This is a genomic window from Caloramator sp. ALD01, from assembly GCF_000472625.1.
Taxonomy (GTDB): domain Bacteria; phylum Bacillota; class Clostridia; order Clostridiales; family Caloramatoraceae; genus Thermobrachium; species Thermobrachium proteoclasticum.
In genome coordinates, this window is the sequence record NZ_AXAA01000035.1 from 1 (window position 1) to 19,909 (window position 19,909).

21 protein-coding genes, 1 tRNA gene and 1 other RNA gene are annotated in these 19,909 nt (G+C 33.0%); 3 read left to right on the forward strand and 20 right to left on the reverse strand.

All coding sequences use genetic code 11. From position 1 onward, the window contains the following. Nucleotides 1-106: 106 nt before the first annotated feature. The 9 genes from recR to A3M9_RS0110705 form a co-directional block, all read right to left on the reverse strand. The gene (gene recR, locus A3M9_RS0110670; protein WP_027309212.1) at nucleotides 107-700 is read right to left on the reverse strand and encodes a recombination mediator RecR; all 594 of its coding nucleotides are present in this window, start codon (nucleotides 698-700) and stop codon (nucleotides 107-109) included. A gap of 12 nt (nucleotides 701-712) precedes the next feature. Beyond that, on the reverse strand, nucleotides 713-1,051 hold the full coding sequence (locus A3M9_RS0110675; protein ID WP_027309213.1) for a YbaB/EbfC family nucleoid-associated protein: 339 nt from the start codon (nucleotides 1,049-1,051) through the stop codon (nucleotides 713-715). An 82-nt stretch (nucleotides 1,052-1,133) separates the two neighbouring features. Next, nucleotides 1,134-1,556, reverse strand: coding sequence for a DUF86 domain-containing protein (locus tag A3M9_RS0110680; RefSeq protein ID WP_027309214.1), 423 nt, complete (start codon nucleotides 1,554-1,556; stop codon nucleotides 1,134-1,136). A gap of 12 nt (nucleotides 1,557-1,568) precedes the next feature. After that, the gene (locus A3M9_RS0110685) at nucleotides 1,569-1,967 is read right to left on the reverse strand and encodes a nucleotidyltransferase domain-containing protein (RefSeq protein ID WP_027309215.1); all 399 of its coding nucleotides are present in this window, start codon (nucleotides 1,965-1,967) and stop codon (nucleotides 1,569-1,571) included. A gap of 8 nt (nucleotides 1,968-1,975) precedes the next feature. Continuing rightward, nucleotides 1,976-3,580 carry a DNA polymerase III subunit gamma/tau gene (gene dnaX / locus A3M9_RS0110690; RefSeq protein ID WP_027309216.1) on the reverse strand — a complete coding sequence of 535 codons (1,605 nt, stop codon included), beginning with the start codon at nucleotides 3,578-3,580 and terminating at the stop codon, nucleotides 1,976-1,978. 83 nt (nucleotides 3,581-3,663) lie between these two features. After that, an RNA gene (gene ffs / locus A3M9_RS14485) (signal recognition particle sRNA large type) lies at nucleotides 3,664-3,928 on the reverse strand. A 3-nt stretch (nucleotides 3,929-3,931) separates the two neighbouring features. Then, a tRNA-Ser gene (locus A3M9_RS0110695) sits at nucleotides 3,932-4,025 on the reverse strand. A 108-nt stretch (nucleotides 4,026-4,133) separates the two neighbouring features. Continuing rightward, complete coding sequence (locus A3M9_RS0110700; RefSeq protein ID WP_027309217.1) at nucleotides 4,134-4,427, reverse strand: helix-turn-helix transcriptional regulator; 294 nt, start codon at nucleotides 4,425-4,427, stop codon at nucleotides 4,134-4,136. 81 nt (nucleotides 4,428-4,508) lie between these two features. Further along, nucleotides 4,509-5,219: a metallophosphoesterase gene (locus tag A3M9_RS0110705; protein WP_027309218.1), complete on the reverse strand. Its 711-nt coding sequence runs from the start codon at nucleotides 5,217-5,219 to the stop codon at nucleotides 4,509-4,511. Between the two features lie 169 nt (nucleotides 5,220-5,388). On the opposite strand from A3M9_RS0110705, the gene A3M9_RS0110710 reads away from it, so the two are divergent. Then, complete coding sequence (locus tag A3M9_RS0110710) at nucleotides 5,389-6,570, forward strand: MFS transporter (RefSeq protein ID WP_027309219.1); 1,182 nt, start codon at nucleotides 5,389-5,391, stop codon at nucleotides 6,568-6,570. 144 nt (nucleotides 6,571-6,714) lie between these two features. On the opposite strand, the gene A3M9_RS0110715 is transcribed toward A3M9_RS0110710, so the two are convergent. Genes A3M9_RS0110715 through A3M9_RS0110730 form a run of 4 tightly spaced genes read right to left on the reverse strand, consistent with a single transcriptional unit; the run spans nucleotide 6,715 to nucleotide 9,473 of the window. After that, nucleotides 6,715-7,944: an FAD-dependent oxidoreductase gene (locus tag A3M9_RS0110715; protein WP_027309220.1), complete on the reverse strand. Its 1,230-nt coding sequence runs from the start codon at nucleotides 7,942-7,944 to the stop codon at nucleotides 6,715-6,717. Nucleotides 7,945-7,988: 44 nt separating this feature from the next. Beyond that, nucleotides 7,989-8,522, reverse strand: coding sequence for a YeeE/YedE thiosulfate transporter family protein (locus A3M9_RS0110720; RefSeq protein ID WP_027309221.1), 534 nt, complete (start codon nucleotides 8,520-8,522; stop codon nucleotides 7,989-7,991). A gap of 35 nt (nucleotides 8,523-8,557) precedes the next feature. Beyond that, the gene (locus tag A3M9_RS0110725) at nucleotides 8,558-8,785 is read right to left on the reverse strand and encodes a sulfurtransferase TusA family protein (protein WP_018666356.1); all 228 of its coding nucleotides are present in this window, start codon (nucleotides 8,783-8,785) and stop codon (nucleotides 8,558-8,560) included. A gap of 16 nt (nucleotides 8,786-8,801) precedes the next feature. Continuing rightward, nucleotides 8,802-9,473: a YeeE/YedE thiosulfate transporter family protein gene (locus A3M9_RS0110730; protein WP_051350710.1), complete on the reverse strand. Its 672-nt coding sequence runs from the start codon at nucleotides 9,471-9,473 to the stop codon at nucleotides 8,802-8,804. A gap of 216 nt (nucleotides 9,474-9,689) precedes the next feature. Between A3M9_RS0110730 and A3M9_RS0110735 the strand changes: the two genes are divergently transcribed. After that, a complete protein-coding gene (locus A3M9_RS0110735) occupies nucleotides 9,690-10,580 on the forward strand; it encodes a LysR family transcriptional regulator (RefSeq protein WP_027309223.1) in 891 nt (296 codons plus the stop codon). Here the strand turns inward: A3M9_RS0110735 and A3M9_RS0110740 are convergent. Then, entirely contained in the window at nucleotides 10,577-10,795 is a 219-nt protein-coding gene (locus A3M9_RS0110740) for a sulfurtransferase TusA family protein (protein ID WP_027309224.1), read from the reverse strand. The two genes, A3M9_RS0110735 and A3M9_RS0110740, sit on opposite strands and share 4 nt — an antisense overlap. A gap of 70 nt (nucleotides 10,796-10,865) precedes the next feature. On the opposite strand from A3M9_RS0110740, the gene A3M9_RS0110745 reads away from it, so the two are divergent. Then, complete coding sequence (locus A3M9_RS0110745) at nucleotides 10,866-11,432, forward strand: class I SAM-dependent methyltransferase (RefSeq protein WP_027309225.1); 567 nt, start codon at nucleotides 10,866-10,868, stop codon at nucleotides 11,430-11,432. 36 nt (nucleotides 11,433-11,468) lie between these two features. On the opposite strand, the gene A3M9_RS0110750 is transcribed toward A3M9_RS0110745, so the two are convergent. From A3M9_RS0110750 to glgB, 6 genes are read right to left on the reverse strand one after another with little or no spacing between them, the layout of a single operon-like run. Next, nucleotides 11,469-13,877, reverse strand: a complete 2,409-nt coding sequence (locus tag A3M9_RS0110750) for a glycogen/starch/alpha-glucan phosphorylase (RefSeq protein ID WP_027309226.1) — start codon at nucleotides 13,875-13,877, stop codon at nucleotides 11,469-11,471. Nucleotides 13,878-13,888: 11 nt separating this feature from the next. Then, nucleotides 13,889-15,316: a glycogen synthase GlgA gene (gene glgA / locus A3M9_RS0110755; protein WP_027309227.1), complete on the reverse strand. Its 1,428-nt coding sequence runs from the start codon at nucleotides 15,314-15,316 to the stop codon at nucleotides 13,889-13,891. 13 nt (nucleotides 15,317-15,329) lie between these two features. After that, a complete protein-coding gene (gene glgD / locus A3M9_RS13760) occupies nucleotides 15,330-16,076 on the reverse strand; it encodes a glucose-1-phosphate adenylyltransferase subunit GlgD (RefSeq protein ID WP_256379685.1) in 747 nt (248 codons plus the stop codon). 11 nt (nucleotides 16,077-16,087) lie between these two features. Then, nucleotides 16,088-16,444 (reverse strand): hypothetical protein, encoded by a 357-nt coding sequence (locus tag A3M9_RS14990; RefSeq protein ID WP_256379686.1) that lies wholly within the window; start codon nucleotides 16,442-16,444, stop codon nucleotides 16,088-16,090. A gap of 15 nt (nucleotides 16,445-16,459) precedes the next feature. Further along, nucleotides 16,460-17,605, reverse strand: a complete 1,146-nt coding sequence (locus A3M9_RS0110765; RefSeq protein ID WP_027309228.1) for a glucose-1-phosphate adenylyltransferase — start codon at nucleotides 17,603-17,605, stop codon at nucleotides 16,460-16,462. Between the two features lie 10 nt (nucleotides 17,606-17,615). After that, nucleotides 17,616-19,520: a 1,4-alpha-glucan branching protein GlgB gene (glgB, locus tag A3M9_RS0110770; RefSeq protein ID WP_027309229.1), complete on the reverse strand. Its 1,905-nt coding sequence runs from the start codon at nucleotides 19,518-19,520 to the stop codon at nucleotides 17,616-17,618. Between the last annotated feature and the right edge of the window lie 389 nt (nucleotides 19,521-19,909).

The window sequence follows — 19,909 nt, forward strand, 5'->3', positions numbered from 1 at the left end:
AAGAGCCTTAAATTTACTCTTCCCTTTTGAACGACTTTATTTTCTTTTGAAGGAATTTAATTGGAATTGAAGGAGTTTTTTTGAGGAAGACAGCTCTTGGTGGCACTTATATTTCTCTTCTGCCTTCAAGGGCTTTAAGAAGCGTTACCTCATCTGCATATTCTATGTCCCCGCCTACAGGAATTCCGTGGGCTATTCTTGAAACCTTTATACCAAGAGGTTTTATAAGCCTTGCTATATACATAGCTGTAGCCTCTCCCTCAACATTTGGGTTCGTTGCAATGATAACCTCTTTTACTTCTTCATTCATTCTTGACAAAAGTTCTTTTATTTTTATGTCATCGGGTCCAATACCAAGCATTGGAGAAATTGCTCCGTGAAGAACGTGGTATAAACCTTTGTATTCCTTTGTTCTCTCCATTGCAATAACATCCTTAGGCTCCTGAACAACACAAATCGTACTCCTATCCCTTGCAGTATTTGAACAAATTACACAAGGATCTGTATCAGTTAAATTACCACAAACAGAACAATATTTAATCGTTTCCTTTGCTTCAATTATCGCATCAGCAAGAGATTCCACATCTCTTTTATCCATATTTATAATATAAAAAGCAAGCCTCTGGGCTGTTTTGTTTCCAACACCCGGAAGCTTTGAAAGTTCTTCAATTAATTTTGCAACCTTTATAGGATAAAACAACTAACTCACTCCTTAGAAAAGACCAGGCATATTTAGCCCACCTGTAAGTTTACCCATTTCATTTGCCATCATTTCTTCTGCCTTCTTTAAAGCTTCATTTACTGCTGCTAAAACAAGGTCTTGTAGCATTTCAACATCATCTGGGTCAACAACTTCTCTATCAATAACGATATCAACTATTTCCTTCTTTCCGTTTGCAACAGCCTTAACCTTTCCACCACCAACAGTTGCTTCTACAGTTTCTTGTTCAAGCTTTGCTCTCATTTCTTCTATTTGCTTTTGAAGCTTTTGTGCCTGCTTTAGTAAATTGTTCATATTTCCACCCATTGGGGGCATTCCACCTTTAAACATATAAAAACCTCCCTTAATTCACTATCATTTTATTATATTCATTTTACCTTCTTATTGTACCAGTTAGTTTCTGTAAATTCAATCACATATTCTGTATAATACAATCTAAAAACACCCTTAAATCATCTATGTTATTCTTTAAAATACTATAAATTACCCTGTCATCTATATCTATATACATATGCACTATTCTATTTCTAAATTTAGCCATCAAGAAAAATTTATCTATATATTCCTTAGGAATAATACCATTTCTATATAATGCTTCAAAGCTATCTCTGTTACTCTCAATCTTTGCCCACTTATTTCTTGCAACTATATGATTTGATATATCAAGCATTGCTTCAATTGATGTTTGAAGTAAATACTTTGTGCTATAAATATTTCTAAAATCGCTTAAGAATTCCTCTTCTGATAGAAGTCTAAGCTCTTCTAATTTATTTATATTATCCTGCAGAAAAGATAACTTAACTAAAATTTTATCTCTATCAATATTAAAAATCATTTCTTCATCACCTTAACCCCTATAAAAATAATCTTTATAGAAATTGTTTATAAAGTATATTTCATCTCTATATCTTTTATAAACATATTCCATATAATCACATAACCTATTAAAATCCCTTACATATATTTCTCTTCCCTCATTTATGGCCTTCTTCTGCAATGTAATTGGTGCCTTTTTTAAATTCACTAAATCTATATCCTCAAACTTTATTATATCTGAAATACTTGCTTCTATTTCAAGCTCAGTCACAATATCAACGTCTTTATTAAATAATATTGCAAAATCTATATCACTATCCTCCCTTTGAAACTCTGTTCCGTAAGAACCAATTACAAAAACAGCATCTACTTCATCTCTATCTTTAAAGTACTCTATAAGCTCTGATATTTTTAATTCTATATTAACCATATAATCACCTACTCCATAACCTCAACTAAATCCTCACCTAAAACACTCTTTACCCTGTCTATTTCATCCTCCATAGGGTCTCCTAATATTCTAAATTCAAATTTAACATCCTTCTTTAAAACCTTTGAGAAATATTCTTCAACTACCTTTTTATTTTCTGCCTTTTCAAGGTTATCCTTGCTAAAGGAATACTTTTTATCAAATCCTACAACTATCTTATTGCCTTTCGTTTCTACAACATCCCCAGGCTCAAGATATGCATATATTATCATCTTTTTATTTGCCTTAAGTAAGTTTAATACATCGTGCCAGCTTGCTCTAACTTCATTTATAGATACATCAAGTACAGGAAGTTCTGATAAAGCCATTTCCTTTTTGATTGGTTGCTCTTCTATTCTTTTAGCTACATTAGGCTTTTGTTTTGGTGTTTGTATCTTTGGCTCTGTGCTTTGTACGATAAAGCTTCCTTCCCTTATCTTTTCCTCTAATGTATTTAATCTTGACATAATAGTTTCAACAGAAATATCATACTCCCTTTTACAATATCTAATTACAGTCATCTCAAGGAGTATTCTCCATTGATTTGTAATCTTTGTTGAATTTTCTGCCTCAACAAATAGATTAACAGCCCTCATTATTTCCTCACTTCTTAGCTTCCTCGACTGTTCAACCAATCTGTTTATTGTATCCTTGCTTAAATCAAGTATTTCTTCAGGATTTTTACTAACCTTAGCAAGCAGTAGGTTTCTAAAATGCCTTGTCATATCTTTAATAAACTGAACTACATCCTTACCACTTAATATAACCTCGTCAATCGTCCTTATTGCCCCTTCTATGTTCCTATCAATCATAAAATCCACAAGATTAAAAATATGTTCATTGGATGTAAGTCCAAGCATTTCAGAAACTCTTTGGTATTCAACCTTACCATCAGACATTGCAATTGCCTGATCTAAAATAGAAAGTGCATCACGCATTGCTCCATCTGAAACACGAGATATAAGTTCAAGCGTGTCGTCATCACAAAGTGCTCCTACTTGCTGAACAACATTTCTTAATCTTGAAACCATATCCTTTGTTGTGATTCTCTTAAAGTCAAACCTTTGACATCTTGAAAGTATAGTAGGGGGTACCTTTTGAGGATCTGTTGTAGCAAGTATAAAAATAACGTGTTTTGGTGGTTCTTCTAAAGTCTTTAAAAGGGCATTAAAGGCACTTTGTGAGAGCATATGAACTTCATCTATTATATATACCTTATATCTTGCTCTATGAGGTGGATATTTCACATCCTCAATAAGTTCCCTTACATTTTCAACTCTATTGTTTGATGCAGCGTCTATTTCAAAAACATCTATTAATGTTCCTGCATTTATCTCCCTACACATCTCACATTCATTACAAGGTTCTGCATCAACTAAATTTAGACAGTTTACAGCCTTTGATAATATTTTTGCCGTTGACGTCTTTCCTGTTCCACGAGTTCCACAGAATAAATATGCGTGAGGAATTTTATTTTGCAATATTTGATTTTTAAGTGTTCTTACTATATGTTCCTGCCCTACAACTTGGCTGAAGTTTTGTGGTCTAAACTCTCTATAAAGGGCTTTGTACATATTATCACCCCTTAAATAATTATAACCAATTATAGTAATTTAAAAAAGTATAAAAAAAAAGCCCTTAAGGCTATTTTTTAAGACCGTGCACCTTACTTCGATGTAAGCCTACAAGCGTTACCTGAGCAGTAAGCTCCAATCAGGCTTACCCGCGGCACACGAAAGTGTTCACTTACCGTTGCTTCCTTCCGGACCTGGCGGGGTTCATGAATTTCCGTTGCGCAGGACCCAATCTTCAACACCACTTACCCAGGTCAGTCCCTACATGCTTACACCTAGGTAAGGAATTCAACCCTGCTATAGCGGATTGCAGGTTACAGGGCACCGCTACCTCCCCGTCTAGCACGGTCATGGCGGAGAGAGGGGGATTCGAACCCCCGATACGGGTTTTGTCCGTATACGCGATTTCCAGTCGCGCGCCTTCGACCAGCTCAGCCATCTCTCCAAGTGCTGACTATTACATTATATATATTTTATTACGTTATGTCAAGGTGAGATTTGTCAGAAATATTTGTAATAAGCTAACAAAAGGCGACAGGCACCTCTTGTTAGCTTATTTTAGATGCTTTAATTTTGCTTCAACAACCTCTTCAGCAACTTTCAATAGCTCCTTTATTTCATCAGATGCTAAACTATAGTGAATATTAAGCCCAACCTTCTCTCCCTTAACTACACCAGCATCCTTTAATATTCTTAAATGCTGTGAAAGATTTGATTGACTAAATTCTATATTTTCATTAAGTTTACATACACATTCTGGCCCATCTGCTAAAGATTTTACTATTTTATATCTTATTGGATGTCCTAATGCCTTAAATATTTTAACAATCATTTCTTCCTGTGTCACCTTTAACACCCCTTATTCTGTAGTTAATAATATTATAATTCTCTAAACAAATATATGCAAGATATAAGTAAAAAAGGGCATTTATGCCCTTCCAGTTCTTATATTATTTATAAAGCTCTCTGGCATTCCTGCCTCCTCCATATCCTGTGCAGCCCTTTCATAGTCGTATGGTACATACATTATTTCAACCTTAAGTTCATCATCTGCATCTATAATAATATAATTTGCATCTGGTCTTCCGTTTTTAGGTTTACCTACACTACCTGAGTTTATAAGCATTTTATTATAATATCTTTTAAAATATGGCACGTGTGTGTGTCCACAAACTAAAATATCGTATCCTATTTCTCCCATAACCTCTTCTGCTTCCTTTGAATTTTCCTTTAAATATTCATTTATCTTTCTTGGGCTTCCGTGAACAAATATAAACCTTCTATCTCCAATGCTAAGTACTGCCTCCTTTGGAAGCTCTCTTAAAAATCTCTTATTTTCCTCAGTTGTGTTTTCTACTGTCCAGCCAAGTGATATTCCAGCATTTTCAGCATCCTTAGGATCTGGGTAATCACATCCACAAACCATTCTCTCAAATCCAACTGCATCATCGTAGTTACCCATAATAGTTAATATATTTTTCCTTCTGATAAGTTCAATTACTTCGTTTGGATGAGTTCCATAGCCCACAAGGTCTCCTAAACATACTGTTAAATCAACATCTCTTCTTTCTATATCCTCTAAAACCTTCTCAAGAGCATATATGTTGCTGTGAATGTCAGATATAACTGCTATTCTCATATTATCACCTCTTAATATTATTTAATTATATAATAATGTATAAATATGTTACCTGTAAAGTTAATTTAGTGTTAAAAATTTCTTATTATAAATATATTATTTCCATAAACTATTGTACTAATAAGTATAAAGTATTATAATATTCATATCAAATTAAGGAGGGGGAAAAATGAAGGACAAGAAAAAAATGGCTGTAGAATTTATTATTCTATTTGGCATTATAAGTGCCTTAGGTGATATTACCTATGAAGGTGCAAGAAGTGTATATGGTACATATCTTGCATCATTGGGTGCAACAGCAACAATAATAGGATTTATAACAGGACTTGGTGAGTTTTTAGGTTATACCTTTAGATTGGCTTCAGGATACTTTGTTGACAAAACAGGAATGGATTGGCCTATTACTATTCTTGGATATGCCCTTTTACTATCAGTTCCACTTTTAGGTTTTTCTAATACTTGGAAGGTTGCCGCAATATTTGTGCTATGTGAAAGACTTGGTAAAGCAATTAGAAGCCCTGGAAAAAGCTCAATGCTATCCCACGCAACAAAGCACGTAGGAACTGGTTTTGGATTTGGTATTTTAGAGGCAGTTGACCAGCTTGGAGCACTAATTGGACCTCTTGTGTTTACTTTTGCATTAACACTTACAGGAACATATAAAGCAGGATTTAAATTTATGCTAATTCCTGCACTTTTAACCATCGGCTTTGTAATATTTGCAAGAATTAGAGTTCCTAATCCAAAGGAACTTGAAGAGGATATTAAAACTGAAAAGAAGGTTGACATTAAAAGCAATAAAGCTTTATATACTGAAAAATTTATAAACTACTCCCTATTCATCTTCTTTAGTATAGTTGGTTTTGTTAATTTCCCTATACTTTCTTATCATTTCTTAAATAAAAAGATAATATTAGAGGGGGTAATCCCTACACTATATGCCGTTGCAATGGCACTTGATGGATTGTTTGCTCTTATCATCGGAAAATACTATGATAAAAAAGGCTTTAAAGCTCTTATGTTTGTGCCTATCCTTTCAGTAGCCCTTGTGATTTTAGGTTTTTCTAAAAATATGTACTTTGCTGTAGTATCTGTTATGCTTTGGGGTATTGTAATGAGCATTCACGAAACTATACTAAAGGCTGCAATTGCTGATATAACAACTAAGGATATACGTGGAAGAGCCTATGGTATTTTTTATACAATATATGGTATATCAATGCTAATTGGAAGTGTTATAATGGGTTATTTATATGAAGTATCCACATTATCAATAATTATGTTTGCTGCAATATGTCAATTAGTTGCCTTTATATTCTATTTTAGGTTTAAACAAAGTTTACAAAAGTAATCTATATTTTAAACAGTATTCTAAATCTTAATGAAACCTAAGTTATTCAGACTGTTGACAAACTTAATTGTTCGCTAAAATCTAAAAAGCCCCATCAAAGAATTTATTAACCATTCCTTTGTGGGGCTTTTATTACAAAGTATTTTATGCTAAAGCCTTTAAATTCTCAATTATAGCATCCTTATCAATATTATTATCCTTCTTTACTACCTTACCTTCCTTTGTATAATACAATGTAAGTGCCTCAACATCTCCCAATCTTGCAGCAAGTGTAGCATTCTTATAAACATCTATCTTAAATACCTTTAACATATCTCTATATTCCCTTTCAATATCTTCAATAACCTTTAAGCTTTCTCTACTCTTTTCATCAATTGGAGACCATAGATAAATAAGACCAATTTTATCCTTTTGCATTATTTCGTTTTCAAAAAGTTCCGATTCTGCTACATACTTTTCTGCCATAATTCCTGCTATTGCACCATCACCTACTGCTGTTGCAACCTGCTTTATAGCCTTTGCCCTCACATCTCCTGCTGCAAAAACTCCATCTATATTTGTCTGCATATTCTCATCTGTTATAATGTATCCGTTCTTATTCATATTAATTTGTCCTTTGAAAATTTCTGTATTTGGTTCATATCCAATAAATAGGAAACAGCCATCAACAGGAACTTCAATTAAATCCCCTGTCTTTACATTTTTTAAAATAACCTTATTTAATCTTTCTTCTCCTTCAAAGGAATGCACCATTGTATTCCAAATAAACTCCATTTTAGGATTATTCATAGCCTGTTCTTGTGCTATTTTATTTGCATCCATTATACCAACATCGTGAATAACAGATACAATAACCTTCTTTGCAAACTTTGTTAAGAATATTCCCTCCTCTATCGCTGCATCTCCACTTCCTATAACCATAACTGTTTTATCTGTATAATAGGCAGCATCACAGGTAGCACAGAAGGAAATTCCCTTATCATATAAAAAGTTTTCTTCATTTTGTGCCTTTGTTAATCTTGGCTTTCCTCCAGTTGCAATTATAACTGCCTTTGCGTGATATATAACTCTAAATGTCTCAAGTGTTTTATCTTTTCCTTCTAAATTTACAGCCTTTACATCTGTCTGCTTAATTGTTACTCCAAACTTTTTTGCCTGCTTTGTAAATAGGTTCATAAGCCCTGTTCCTGTTTCTCCTTCTGGAAATCCAGGATAATTTTCTATTTCGCTTGTATAAGTAGCAAGTCCACCTAAAAGTGATTTTTCAAATAATATTGTTTTAAGCCTTGCACGTCCACAATAAATTGCTGCTGTAAGCCCAGCTGCTCCTCCACCTATTATGGCAACATCATAATACTCGTGTTTTTTCTCCATACTTAACCCTCCTAAAGATTAGGCTCGGTTACCCGAGCCATATATTACATAAAGTATTTAACTAACAGCTTACTTCCTATAAATGCTCCAACAAATATGAATATCATAAATACCCAGCCGTGTAGTGACATTGAAGCAACTCCACTAAAAAGAGCACCTATATTACATCCAAAGGAAATTCTTGCACCATATCCCATTAAAAGTCCACCTATTATTGCAGCTACAACCTGCTTCCAAGACTTAATCTTTTTAATCTTAAATTGTGAAGCAAGAAGAGTTGCTAAAAAGGCACCAAATATAATACCTAAGTTCGATACACTATGTGCATCCATCCAAAAACCTGCCTTAATGGCTTCTGCGTGTGCTTTTTGTTGGAAATAGAACCAGCTTTCTGGGTTTCCTCCTAATACCTTATATATCCAAGCACCCCAATAGGAGAATGGTGTTGTTACACCCCACGCTTTACCAGTTGACGCTAATAAACCTATATTTAAAAGTGCTAATATAACTGCACCTGATGTATAGCTCCAAGGGTCCTTTAACAGCTTCTTGTAATAAGGATTATCTTGAATTTTCATTTACATCCCCCCTCCTTAAATATCTATATAGGTGACTATTTTGTTTTTTCAATATATATCTCCCATTGACCATCATCAACTTCTTCAATTTCTACATTATATCCTTCTTTTCTTGCCCACTCCGGAACGTTTTTTACAGCACAACTGTGATCAATTTCAACTATTAGTATATCTCCAACCTTTAGAGTTTCCATTTTCTTTTGAGTCTTAAGTAGTGGTACAGGACAAGCTTCTCCTAAACAATCTAATCTGTATTCTGCCATAGTAATCTCCTCCTTATTATTCATTTACATTTTTATTGCCATACCAATCTGCCACAATGTATATTACAAATAACAATCCAAATTGAATAAGTATTGCAAGTGGCCAACCTAATACATTTGGTAAAAATACTGGTTTTGTTTTTGAAATTAAAGCTTTTGACCACCATCCAAAATCGTGTGCTCCCCAAAGTGAACCTATTATAAAGAACACTAAGGACAGCCATTGCATCATAAAGCCTTCTCCAACCCTCATAAGTGTACCTGATGCACATCCACCGGCTATAACCATACCTATACCAAACATTATTGCTCCTATTGCTGTATGAATTCCAACTGGTGAGATATTACCTGGTATCTTTGCTGGATCCTTTAAAAATGCAGCATATTGAATTGATGCAAAACCAACTGTTGCTGTAGCAATTGCAATAATTACAGCCTTAGTTAATGATGTACTTCCTGTTAAAACAGGATCCCTCATTGAAGCTGTAAAGCAGAATCTTGACCTTTGCAAAGTATAACCTAATGCAACTCCAAATGTCCACATAAGTGCAGCTTTAGGTGATTGATTTGCAGCAAAGAAACCTATTCCTATAATTGCAATAAGTAGTGCTACTCCAAAAGGAATTTGGTTTACCTTTTTCTTTTTTGTCTGTGCCCTTGTTGAAGTTTGAATTTTTGTTTCTCCCACATAAATCCCCCCTTATTTGTTAATTGATTAACTGTTTTATTTATAGAATTTTCTTTACATTTATAATTATAATATATTTTGTTAATTTTTTTGTCATTAGTAATTTTAATACTATATTAGATTTTCTTATGAATATATAAATAATTTAGAATAATTGAAATTAATAATAGATTAATTATATAATAGATATAGATGCGATATAAGGGGTTGTTTGAGATGAATATACAAAGTTTAATTTCTTTTAGGGAAACTGTAAGACAAAACAGCATATCAAAGGCATCAAATAAACTCCATCTAACTCAATCGGCCTTAAGTCAGCAGCTTCAAAATCTTGAAAAAAATATCGGCTGCTCACTATTAATTAGAAGCAATAAAGGGGTTGAGTTGACAAAGGAGGGGGAAATTTTACTTGAATATGCTGAATCAATAATAAGTCTATATGAAAATATGCTATCAGACATAAACGAATCACTACATAATAAAATAAGTGAAATTAAAATACTAAGTTGCAATATAGTAGGTGAATACCTCCTTCCCTGTTCAGTTTATATATACAAAACAAAACATTCTAATATAAAATTTGATATTAAAATCGAAAATACCAAAAAGGTCATAGAAGGAATTCAAAACAAGATAGCAGATATAGGGTTTATAGACAAGCCTTTTGTAAGTGATGAAATAGAGAGCAAGAAAATTTGTGCCAATGATTTAGTTTTTGTATATAATCCAAAAAAATACAAGATACCCGACAACAAAATAAATTTAAGTAGATTATCCGAAATTCCATTAGTACTACTATCTAAAGATAACGGTATAAGGTATATAATAGATACTTCTATTAAAGAAGAAAATATAAAGATTGAAATGGAGTTAAACACAATAGAATCAATAAAGGCATCTATAGTTGCAGGAATGGGTTCATCAATACTGCCTTATACATCTGTAAAATCTGAAGTTCACGCAGGCATACTTTCTGCCATTCCTATAGAAGGTATGTCCTGCCTCTGCGATATTTACTTAATCTATAGTAAGGACATCTTAAATAAAAGCTATGTAAAGGAATTTATTGAATTTATACTTAAGCACGGAAAAGAAACCTTCTGCTAAAGCTTAGTTATCCTTATATACCATATCCCAGCATTATCTTCTATATCAATTCTGCAATTATAGTTTTTAAAGGCCTCTAAAATACCCTGTTGTGTACAGCTATGGTCTGTAACAATGGTTATAGATTCATAGCTGTTTAAATTTTTAAAGGCTATTTTTGCTTTAATTACAGGTATTGGACAAAATAATCCTATACAATCAATTTCACTGTTCATTTTAACCACCCTTTTTTTCAGTGTTTATTTTGTTATAATAATATTGTAGCAAATTAATAGGAGGTAAGAAATGAACCAAAGAGAATTTTTTAATAGACTTGCACCTATTTGGGATGAAATAACAAAACATGATGAAAAGAAAATAGATAAAATACTAAAATTAATAGATATAAAGGATAATTTAAATATACTCGATGTTGGCTGCGGAACAGGAATTCTCGAATCCTTTCTTTTAAAATACAATCCAAATTCCATAACTGCAGTTGATATATCCGAAAAGATGATAGATGTTGCAAAATCAAAGTACAATTATAGTAAAATAAATTTTATAGCACAGGATATAATGGAACACAAAGGATTGTATGATTTAATTATAATATATTCTGCATATCCTCATTTTTCCGATAAGAATGCCCTTATTAATCATCTTTCAAATATGCTTAATAAGGGTGGAAAGCTTGTGGTTGCCCATTCTGATTCAAGAAAAAAGATAAACAGTGTCCACAGACGTCATCAGGAGGTTAAGGAGGATAGGCTTCCACCTGCAATTGAAACAGCAAACATATTTTCAAAATACCTTTATGTTAATCTTGTTATCGATAACGATGAGATGTATATAGTAAGTGGAATAAAATAAGGAAACAAAAGGTGCTTTCACCTTTTGTTTCCTTATTTATTTAAACCAAATATCCCTCGCATATTCGAGTATTGTATTATCGCTTGAGAATCTTCCTGAATGTGCTATATTGATTAATGACATTCGGTTCCATTTTAATTTATCCTTATATAGTTCATTTATTTTCCTTTGTGCTTCACAATAGGAGGCAAAGTCTTTAAGAACAAAAAACTCATCATTATGGGTTAGTAGGTGATTAAATATCTCCCTAAATTCTCCCTTTGGTGCAAAATATCCATCATCAAGTTCATTCAGTATTCTTGTTAATCTTCTATCTTGATAATATAAATCCCAAGAATGGTACCCTCCATTTTTATAGTAGTTTATTACCTCTTCAGATGTCATACCAAATAAAATTATATTTTCATCTCCTACCTCTTCATAAATCTCAACATTTGCACCATCTAATGTTCCTATAGTTATTGCACCATTCATCATAAACTTCATATTGCCAGTACCTGATGCTTCCTTTGATGCTGTGGATATCTGTTCACTTACCTCTGCACTTGGAATGAGCTTTTCTGCTAAGGAAACATTATAATTTTCAGCAAAAACAACCTTTATTCTATTATTTATCTTAGGGTCATTATTTACCTTTTCACCTACACTATTTATTAGTTTTATAATCTTCTTTGCAAGATAATATCCTGGTGCTGCCTTTGCACTAAATATAAACGTATGTGGCACAATATCCATATTTGGATTATCAATAAGCTCATTATATAGATTTATAACGTGCAGAATATTAAGAAGCTGTCTTTTATAGGCGTGGAGCCTCTTGGCTTGAACATCAAATATTGAATTAGGATCTATTTTTATACCTTGCGTTCTTCTTATATAGTCAGCAAGCTTTGCTTTATTATTATATTTAATCTTTGCAAGTTTATCTAAAAACGCCTTATCATCCTTGTAGTCTTCAAGTTTTATTAATTCCTTAGGATTTTTTAAAAAATCACATCCAATTGTATTTGCAATGAGGTTTGTAAGGTCTGGGTTTGCCTTTATAAGCCATCTTCTGTGGGTTATTCCATTTGTCTTATTATTGAACTTACCTTGATAATATTCATTAAAATCCCTAAGCTCTTGATTTTTTAATATTTCAGTATGAAGCTTTGAAACTCCATTTACACTATGGCTTCCCACAATGGCAAGGTTAGCCATCTTTACCCATCCACCACTTATTATAGCCATCCTGTCAACCTTATTCCAGTCATTATTATATCTTTCCATTAACTCTTGACAGAACCTTCTGTTTATCTCTTCAATTATTGTATAAATTCTTGGCAGAAGATTTTTGAGCATATCCACTGGCCATTTTTCAAGGGCCTCAGACATAATGGTATGGTTTGTATAGGCCATCGTTTTTACAGTTATATCCCAAGCATCCTCCCAAGGGAGCTGCTCTTCATCTATTAATATTCTCATAAGCTCAGCAACTGCAAGTGCAGGATGCGTATCATTTATGTGTATTGCAACATATTTATGAAAATCATATATTGAGTGACCCATTTTTTTATAGGTTCTCATAATACTTTGAACACCAGCACTGACAAAGAAGTATTCCTGTTTTAGTCTTAATAACTTTCCCTTTTCTGTTGTATCGTCAGGATATAAAACCTGCGATATAGACTCAACAGAATATTTGTATTCTATAGCTTTGGTATATTCCCCTGCACTAAATCTTTCAAAATCAAAGTCCTTATTTTTTACCTCCGCATTCCAAAGCCTTAACGTATTTACAGTATCTGTTCCATAACCTATTATAGGAACATCATAAGGAACCGCAAGTACCTCCTCATATCCCTCGTGTTTTGCAACAAAACGCCCATTTTCGGTTGTAAAGTATACATATCCCCCAAACTTTACAATAACAGACTTATCTACCCTTCTAATCTCCCAAGGATAGCCGTGCCTTAACCAATCATCAGGTGTTTCAACCTGATATCCATCCCTTATCTGCTGCCTAAAAAAGCCATATTTATACCTTATTCCATTACCGTGACCTGCAATAGATAGTGCCGCCATTGAATCTAAAAAACAGGCAGCAAGCCTTCCCAATCCACCATTGCCAAGTCCTGCTTCTCTTTCAACATTGTTAAGCTCCTCAAGCCTTACTCCTAAATCCATTAGTGCTTCTTCTACTATATCCTTTATTCCTAAATTAATTAGATTGTTTTCGAGGAGTTTACCAAGTAAAAACTCCATTGAAAAATAATAAACCTGCTTTGTACCTTCCTTCTTATACTTTTTATTTGTTTTCATCCACCTTTCAAAGCTGTACTCCTTAACAAGTTCAGCAAGTGCAATATATTGATGTAATACAGAGGACTCCTCTAAGTCCTCTGCAAATAAATTTATAAGTTTCTTCTGATAATCATTTTTTATCTGTTCCTTGGTCAAATTCATATAATCACCACCTAAATTCCTTCATATAAACCCTTGTATAGCTTTGCAGAATTGTTCCAGCTATTATCCCTTTCCATTCCGTGTTTTATTAAATGGTACCAAGCATTTTTGTTATTTCTATAAACTGAAACTGCATATTTAATGATATTTAACATCTCGTGGGAATTATAGTTTCTAAAGGAAAATCCCCAACCCTCTCCTGTAAATTGGTTATATGGTTTTACTGTATCCTTAAGTCCTCCTGTCTCTCTAACTATAGGAACTGAACCATACCTTAAAGCAAGAAGCTGACCAATTCCACAAGGTTCAAATAATGAAGGCATTAGGAACATATCGCTTGCTGCATATACCTTCCTTGCTAAACCATCATTAAAGCATATATTAGCAGATACCTTTGATGGATATATAGAAGCATAATATCTAAACAAATCCTCATACACATATTGTCCTGTTCCTAAAACAACAAGCTGAACATCCTGCCTTAAAATTTCCTCAATTACATTTGCAACTAAATCAAAACCTTTTTGGTCTGTAAGTCTTGATACAATGCCTATCATAGGTATATTTTCATTTACCTCAAGGTTTAGTTCCCTTTGAAGAGAAAGCTTATTCTTCTTCTTATTTTCAATTGAATTAATATCATATTTTACATATATACTCCTATCAGTTGCAGGATTATATACATCATAGTCTATTCCATTTAAGATACCTGTAAATTTATATGATATACCTGCTAAAAGTCCGTGAAGTCCCTCTCCATAAAAAGGTGTCTTTACTTCCTCTGTATAGGTTGGGCTTACTGTTGTTACCTTATCAGAATATATAATTCCACCCTTCATAAAGGAAACAGCGTTATAATACTTCATTTTATCCTCTGCAAAATATCCATCATCAAGCCCTAATAGGTCTCCTAACACTTCTCTTCCAAATACCCCCTGAAATTTAAGATTATGAATTGTTAATACTGTTTTTAGGTTTTTATGAAAATCACTCTGCCAATAATGATGTTTTAATAAAACTGCTGAAACAGCTGTATGCCAGTCATTTAAATGAAGAATATCTGGTTTGAAGTCAAGGTGAGAAATAGCCTCAAGTATCGCTCTACTAAAATATGAAAATCTTTCTCCATCATCATAATATCCATAGGCACCTGGTCTTTTAAAGTAATATTCATTATCCACAAAATAGAAGGGAACTCCATCATACTCAAGATACTCAATTCCACAGTATTGCCTTCTCCATCCAACCCACACATCAAAGTGAGTAATATGCTTCATCTTGCTCTTAAAGTCATAATTTATATCTGAATACTTTGGCATTATAACCCTAACGTCAACGCCTATTTTTCTTAATGCCTTAGGAAGCGCATAGGCAACATCCCCAAGTCCTCCTGTTTTTAAAAACGGATAGCATTCAGAAGCTGCAAATAATACCTTCATTTGAATCACCCCTTTATATTCCAACATAGCTTCCCTTTTCGATAACTACAGGATAGTTCTTATCTCCAATCAATACCTTATCCATTTCAATCTCAACATTCTTATCTAAAATTACATTCTTTAACTTTACATTTTTATTTATTACGCACTTTGGAAATACAATTGAATTTATAACCTCCGCTCCTTCCTCTATAACAACCCCACGAGATATAATGCTATTTTTAACTGTACCCTTTATAATACATCCATTTGCAATAAGCGAATTAACTATCTCTGATCCATTTAAATACTTTGTTGGAGGAGAATCATTAGATTTTGTATAAATTCTCCTATTAGAATTTAAAAGTTCGTTCATAACATCATACTCTAAGATATCCATTGAAACTCTATAATATGAATTAACAGAATTTATACATCCTACATAACCTTTATATTCATAGGCTCTTACATCAAACTTTTTAAGATTTGCAAATATATACTGTTTTATTGTGTCGCATCCTCCATCTTGTATGCATCTTAAAATACAGTCTATAAAGAACTCCTTATTCATAATATATATTTCCATACTTACATTGGCTGTGTCTGTTAAACATAGGTTCCTTCCTACACTTAAAACTCTTCCGTTTTCATCTATCTTCAATGTATCACAATTTAAGAACATATTATCTCCATTTTCAACCTTCTTATACACAACTGTTACATCAGCATCGCTCTTTTCGTGTTCATAGGCAATTTCCTCAAAATCAATATTACAAATCATATAGGAAGACGTCATAATAACCTTGTTTTTTTGCTTCTATATAAAAATTCAAGATTATTTTTAAGTAGTTTTATATCATTATTTACTGCTGCATTTAAGTATCTATTAAATATAAATACTCCATCGTTTTTTCTATTCATATCCCAAGGTTTACCTGTACCTATATGGTCAATTAAAGAACGTGAAGCAGAATTAACAAATATACCTACATTTGTAATTCCTGCATTCTTCATATTTGACAGCATAAAATCTATAACTCTATATCTTGCAAATATTGGAATAGAAGCAATTGGTCTATGAACTGTTAAGCTTCTTATATTGCTCTCGTCCTCGCTTAGAGAAATTACTCCCATATAGTCCTTTAGCATAAATTACCCCCCCAGTCACTCATTCTTTGTATTTTCTTTTATATCTTTATTATCACCAATTAAAACAATGTCTTGGCAGTTTCCAACTTGAACTCCTGCTCTAACCTTGCAACCCTTGCCTATTATTGCTCTACAAATATAAGCTCCATCTTCTATCTCTGTATGGTTCATAATTATCGAATCTATTACCTTTGCATTTTTTCCAACCTTGACTCCATAGGCTAAGACAGAATTTTTAACTTCACCCTCTATAATACATCCCTCAACAATAAGAGAGTTTTTTACAACAGCATCTGCCCCAATGTATTGTGGGGGGTAGGAATAATCCGCTGTATATATCTTCCAATAAGGGTCATTTAAATCCATTCCACTCTCTTCATCTAAAAGGTCCATATGTGCTTCCCAATAGCTATCTACTGTTCCAACATCCTTCCAATAACCCTCAAATTTATATGCATATAGCCTTAAACCACCATTTAACATTTTAGGTATAATATTTTTACCAAAATCCCTTTGAGACTCTGCATCCTTTTCATCTTCTTTAAGGTATGTTTTTAGCTTTTGCCAATTGAATATATATATTCCCATAGAAGCCAGAGTACTCTTTGGCTTTTTAGGTTTTTCTTCAAATTCATATATTCTTCCATCTTCCTCAGTATTCATTATTCCAAATCGGGATGCCTCCTTTAATGGTACCTCTATTACTGCAATCGTTGCATCAGCCTTTTTTTCCTTGTGGTACTCTAACATTTCAGAGTAATCCATCTTATATATGTGGTCCCCAGATAAAATTAATACATACTCTGGATCAAAATAATCTATGAAGCCTATATTTTGAAAAATAGCATCTGCTGTTCCCTTATACCAGTTACCACCTGACTCACTCTCAAAAGGGGGAAGAAGTGTTACCCCACCAAATTTTCTATCTAAATCCCACGCAGAACCTATACCTATATGGGTATGTAATATAAGTGGTTGGTACTGTGTTAGAACTCCTACAGTATCTATTCCTGAATTTGCACAATTACTTAATGTAAAATCAATTATTCTGTATTTTCCTCCAAATGGAACTGCTGGTTTTGCATTATTTCTTGTTAGATTTTTTAATCTACTTCCTTGGCCTCCTGCAAGTATCATTGCTACTATTTCTTTTTTTGGCATGTTAACCCCCCTATGCTTTTTTTACTGGTTTTAATACTATAAATGACAGCGGTGCAACCTTTATATTTATATGCTGCTCTCTTCCGTGCCATTCCTCTTTTTTAGCCTTTACAACCTCATCATTTATAAAGTTGCTTCCTCCATATACGTCTCTATCACTATTAAATACTTCTACATATTCACAGTTTTCCGGAACTCCTATTCTAAAGTCCTCATACTTACCCTTATTAAAGTTACATACAACTACTAAAAAGTCTCCATTTTTGTTTCTTCTTATAAATGAAAAAACTGATTGATTTGCATTTGATGCATCTATCCATTCAAACCCTTCCATTTTATGGTCAAGTTCGAAAAGCTCTGAATTGTACCTATAGAACCTGTTTAAATCTTTAACATATGTCTTTAATGCATCGTGCATTGGGTATTTAAGGAGGAACCATTCTAATGATTCGTAGAATCTCCATTCGATAAATTGTCCAAACTCTCCACCCATAAATAGGAGCTTTTTACCTGGATGGCTCATCATATATCCATATAGAGCCCTTAAATTTGCAAATTTTTCTTCATAGCTTCCAGGCATTTTATCTATAAGTGACTTCTTTCCGTGTACTACTTCATCGTGGGATAAAGGAAGAATAAAATTCTCTGAAAAGGCGTACATAATAGAAAAAGTAACTAAATTGTGATTATCTCTTCTGTATTGAAAATCTGTCTGCATATAGCGGAGTATATCATTCATCCATCCCATATTCCATTTATAATTAAAACCAAGTCCCCCATCGTGAACTGGATATGTTACAAGTGGCCAAGCAGTTGACTCCTCTGCTATCATAAGAGGATTCTTTACCCTTTCAAAAATAGCCTTATTTAACTTCTTTAGAAAATCGACTGCCTCAATGTTTTCCCTGCCACCATACTTATTTCTTATATTCATATGCTGCTTTCCATAATCTAAATAGAGCATTGCTGCCACTGCGTCAACTCTTAATCCATCAACGTGAAACTCTTCAAACCAATATAATGCATTTGAAATGAGGAAACTCTGTACAGCTTTTTTCCCATAATCAAAATTTGCTGTTCCCCAATCCCAATTATCTGCAAGAAGAGGATTGTCAGACTCATACACGTGTCCGCCATCAAAGCAGTAAAGACCGTGTTCATCTCGACAAAAATGTCCAGGAACCCAATCTAAAATTACTCCTATGTTATTTTGATGGAGCTTGTCTATTAGATATTTAAAATCCTCTATCCTTCCATACCTACTTGTTACTGAATAGTAACCTGTTGGTTGATACCCCCAAGACTCATCAAGAGGATATTCAGATACAGGCATAATTTCAACGTGTGTATACCCCATATCTAAAACATATTCACATAGCTTATCTGCTATCTCTCTATAAGTTAAAAATCTATTGTTTTCTCCCCTCATCCAAGAACCTAAATGAACCTCATAAATGTTTACTGGAGATTCATATATATTTGTCTTTTCTCTTTTTTCAAGCCAATCCCTATCATTCCATCCATACTCCTTAAGTTCAGTAACTATTGATGCTGTATTTGGTCGTAATTCTGAATATACTGCATAGGGGTCAGCTTTAAAAACTATACTTCCATCCTGCTTATGTATTTCATATTTATACAATTCTCCATCCTCTATACCCTCTATAAAAAGCCACCACAACCCAGTGTTTAAAACCTTATACATTCTATGCTTTTCACCATTCCACCCATTAAAATTGCCAACAACTCTAACATCTTTTGCATTTGGTGCAAAAACACAAAAGCTTGCTCCATCTTTTCCTCTATAGTTTATAAGTTTACTTCCCATAAATTTATAACTTTCAAAATGTTCGCCAGATATAAACCTATTAACATCCTTCTCAAACAAAAAAGCATTTAGTTTTTTCCTTGGCAACTTTTTCACCCCCTAGTATAAATTTTCACTAAATATTTGAAAATTACTGGTAAATTAATATTAAATTTAATTATACACGAATTTTGTTAAAAATCTATACTTTCTGTGTAAAAATATAAAATATTTATAATTTTTATTAATTTCAACATAATTCGACAACATATATGCGATTTTATATACTTTATTACCTATTTCTTGCATATTAATAAAACAAAAACATATGGGAAATTCCCATATGTTTTTGTTTTATTACTTTACTTCTAAAACAACATTATCAATATATACATCGTGAGGTTGAAGAGGGAACTCATTACCATCTATTTTCCCTAAAGCAAATACTATATGTGCATTTGTGTCTGTTTCATTATTCATTGTAAATTCAAAGGTAA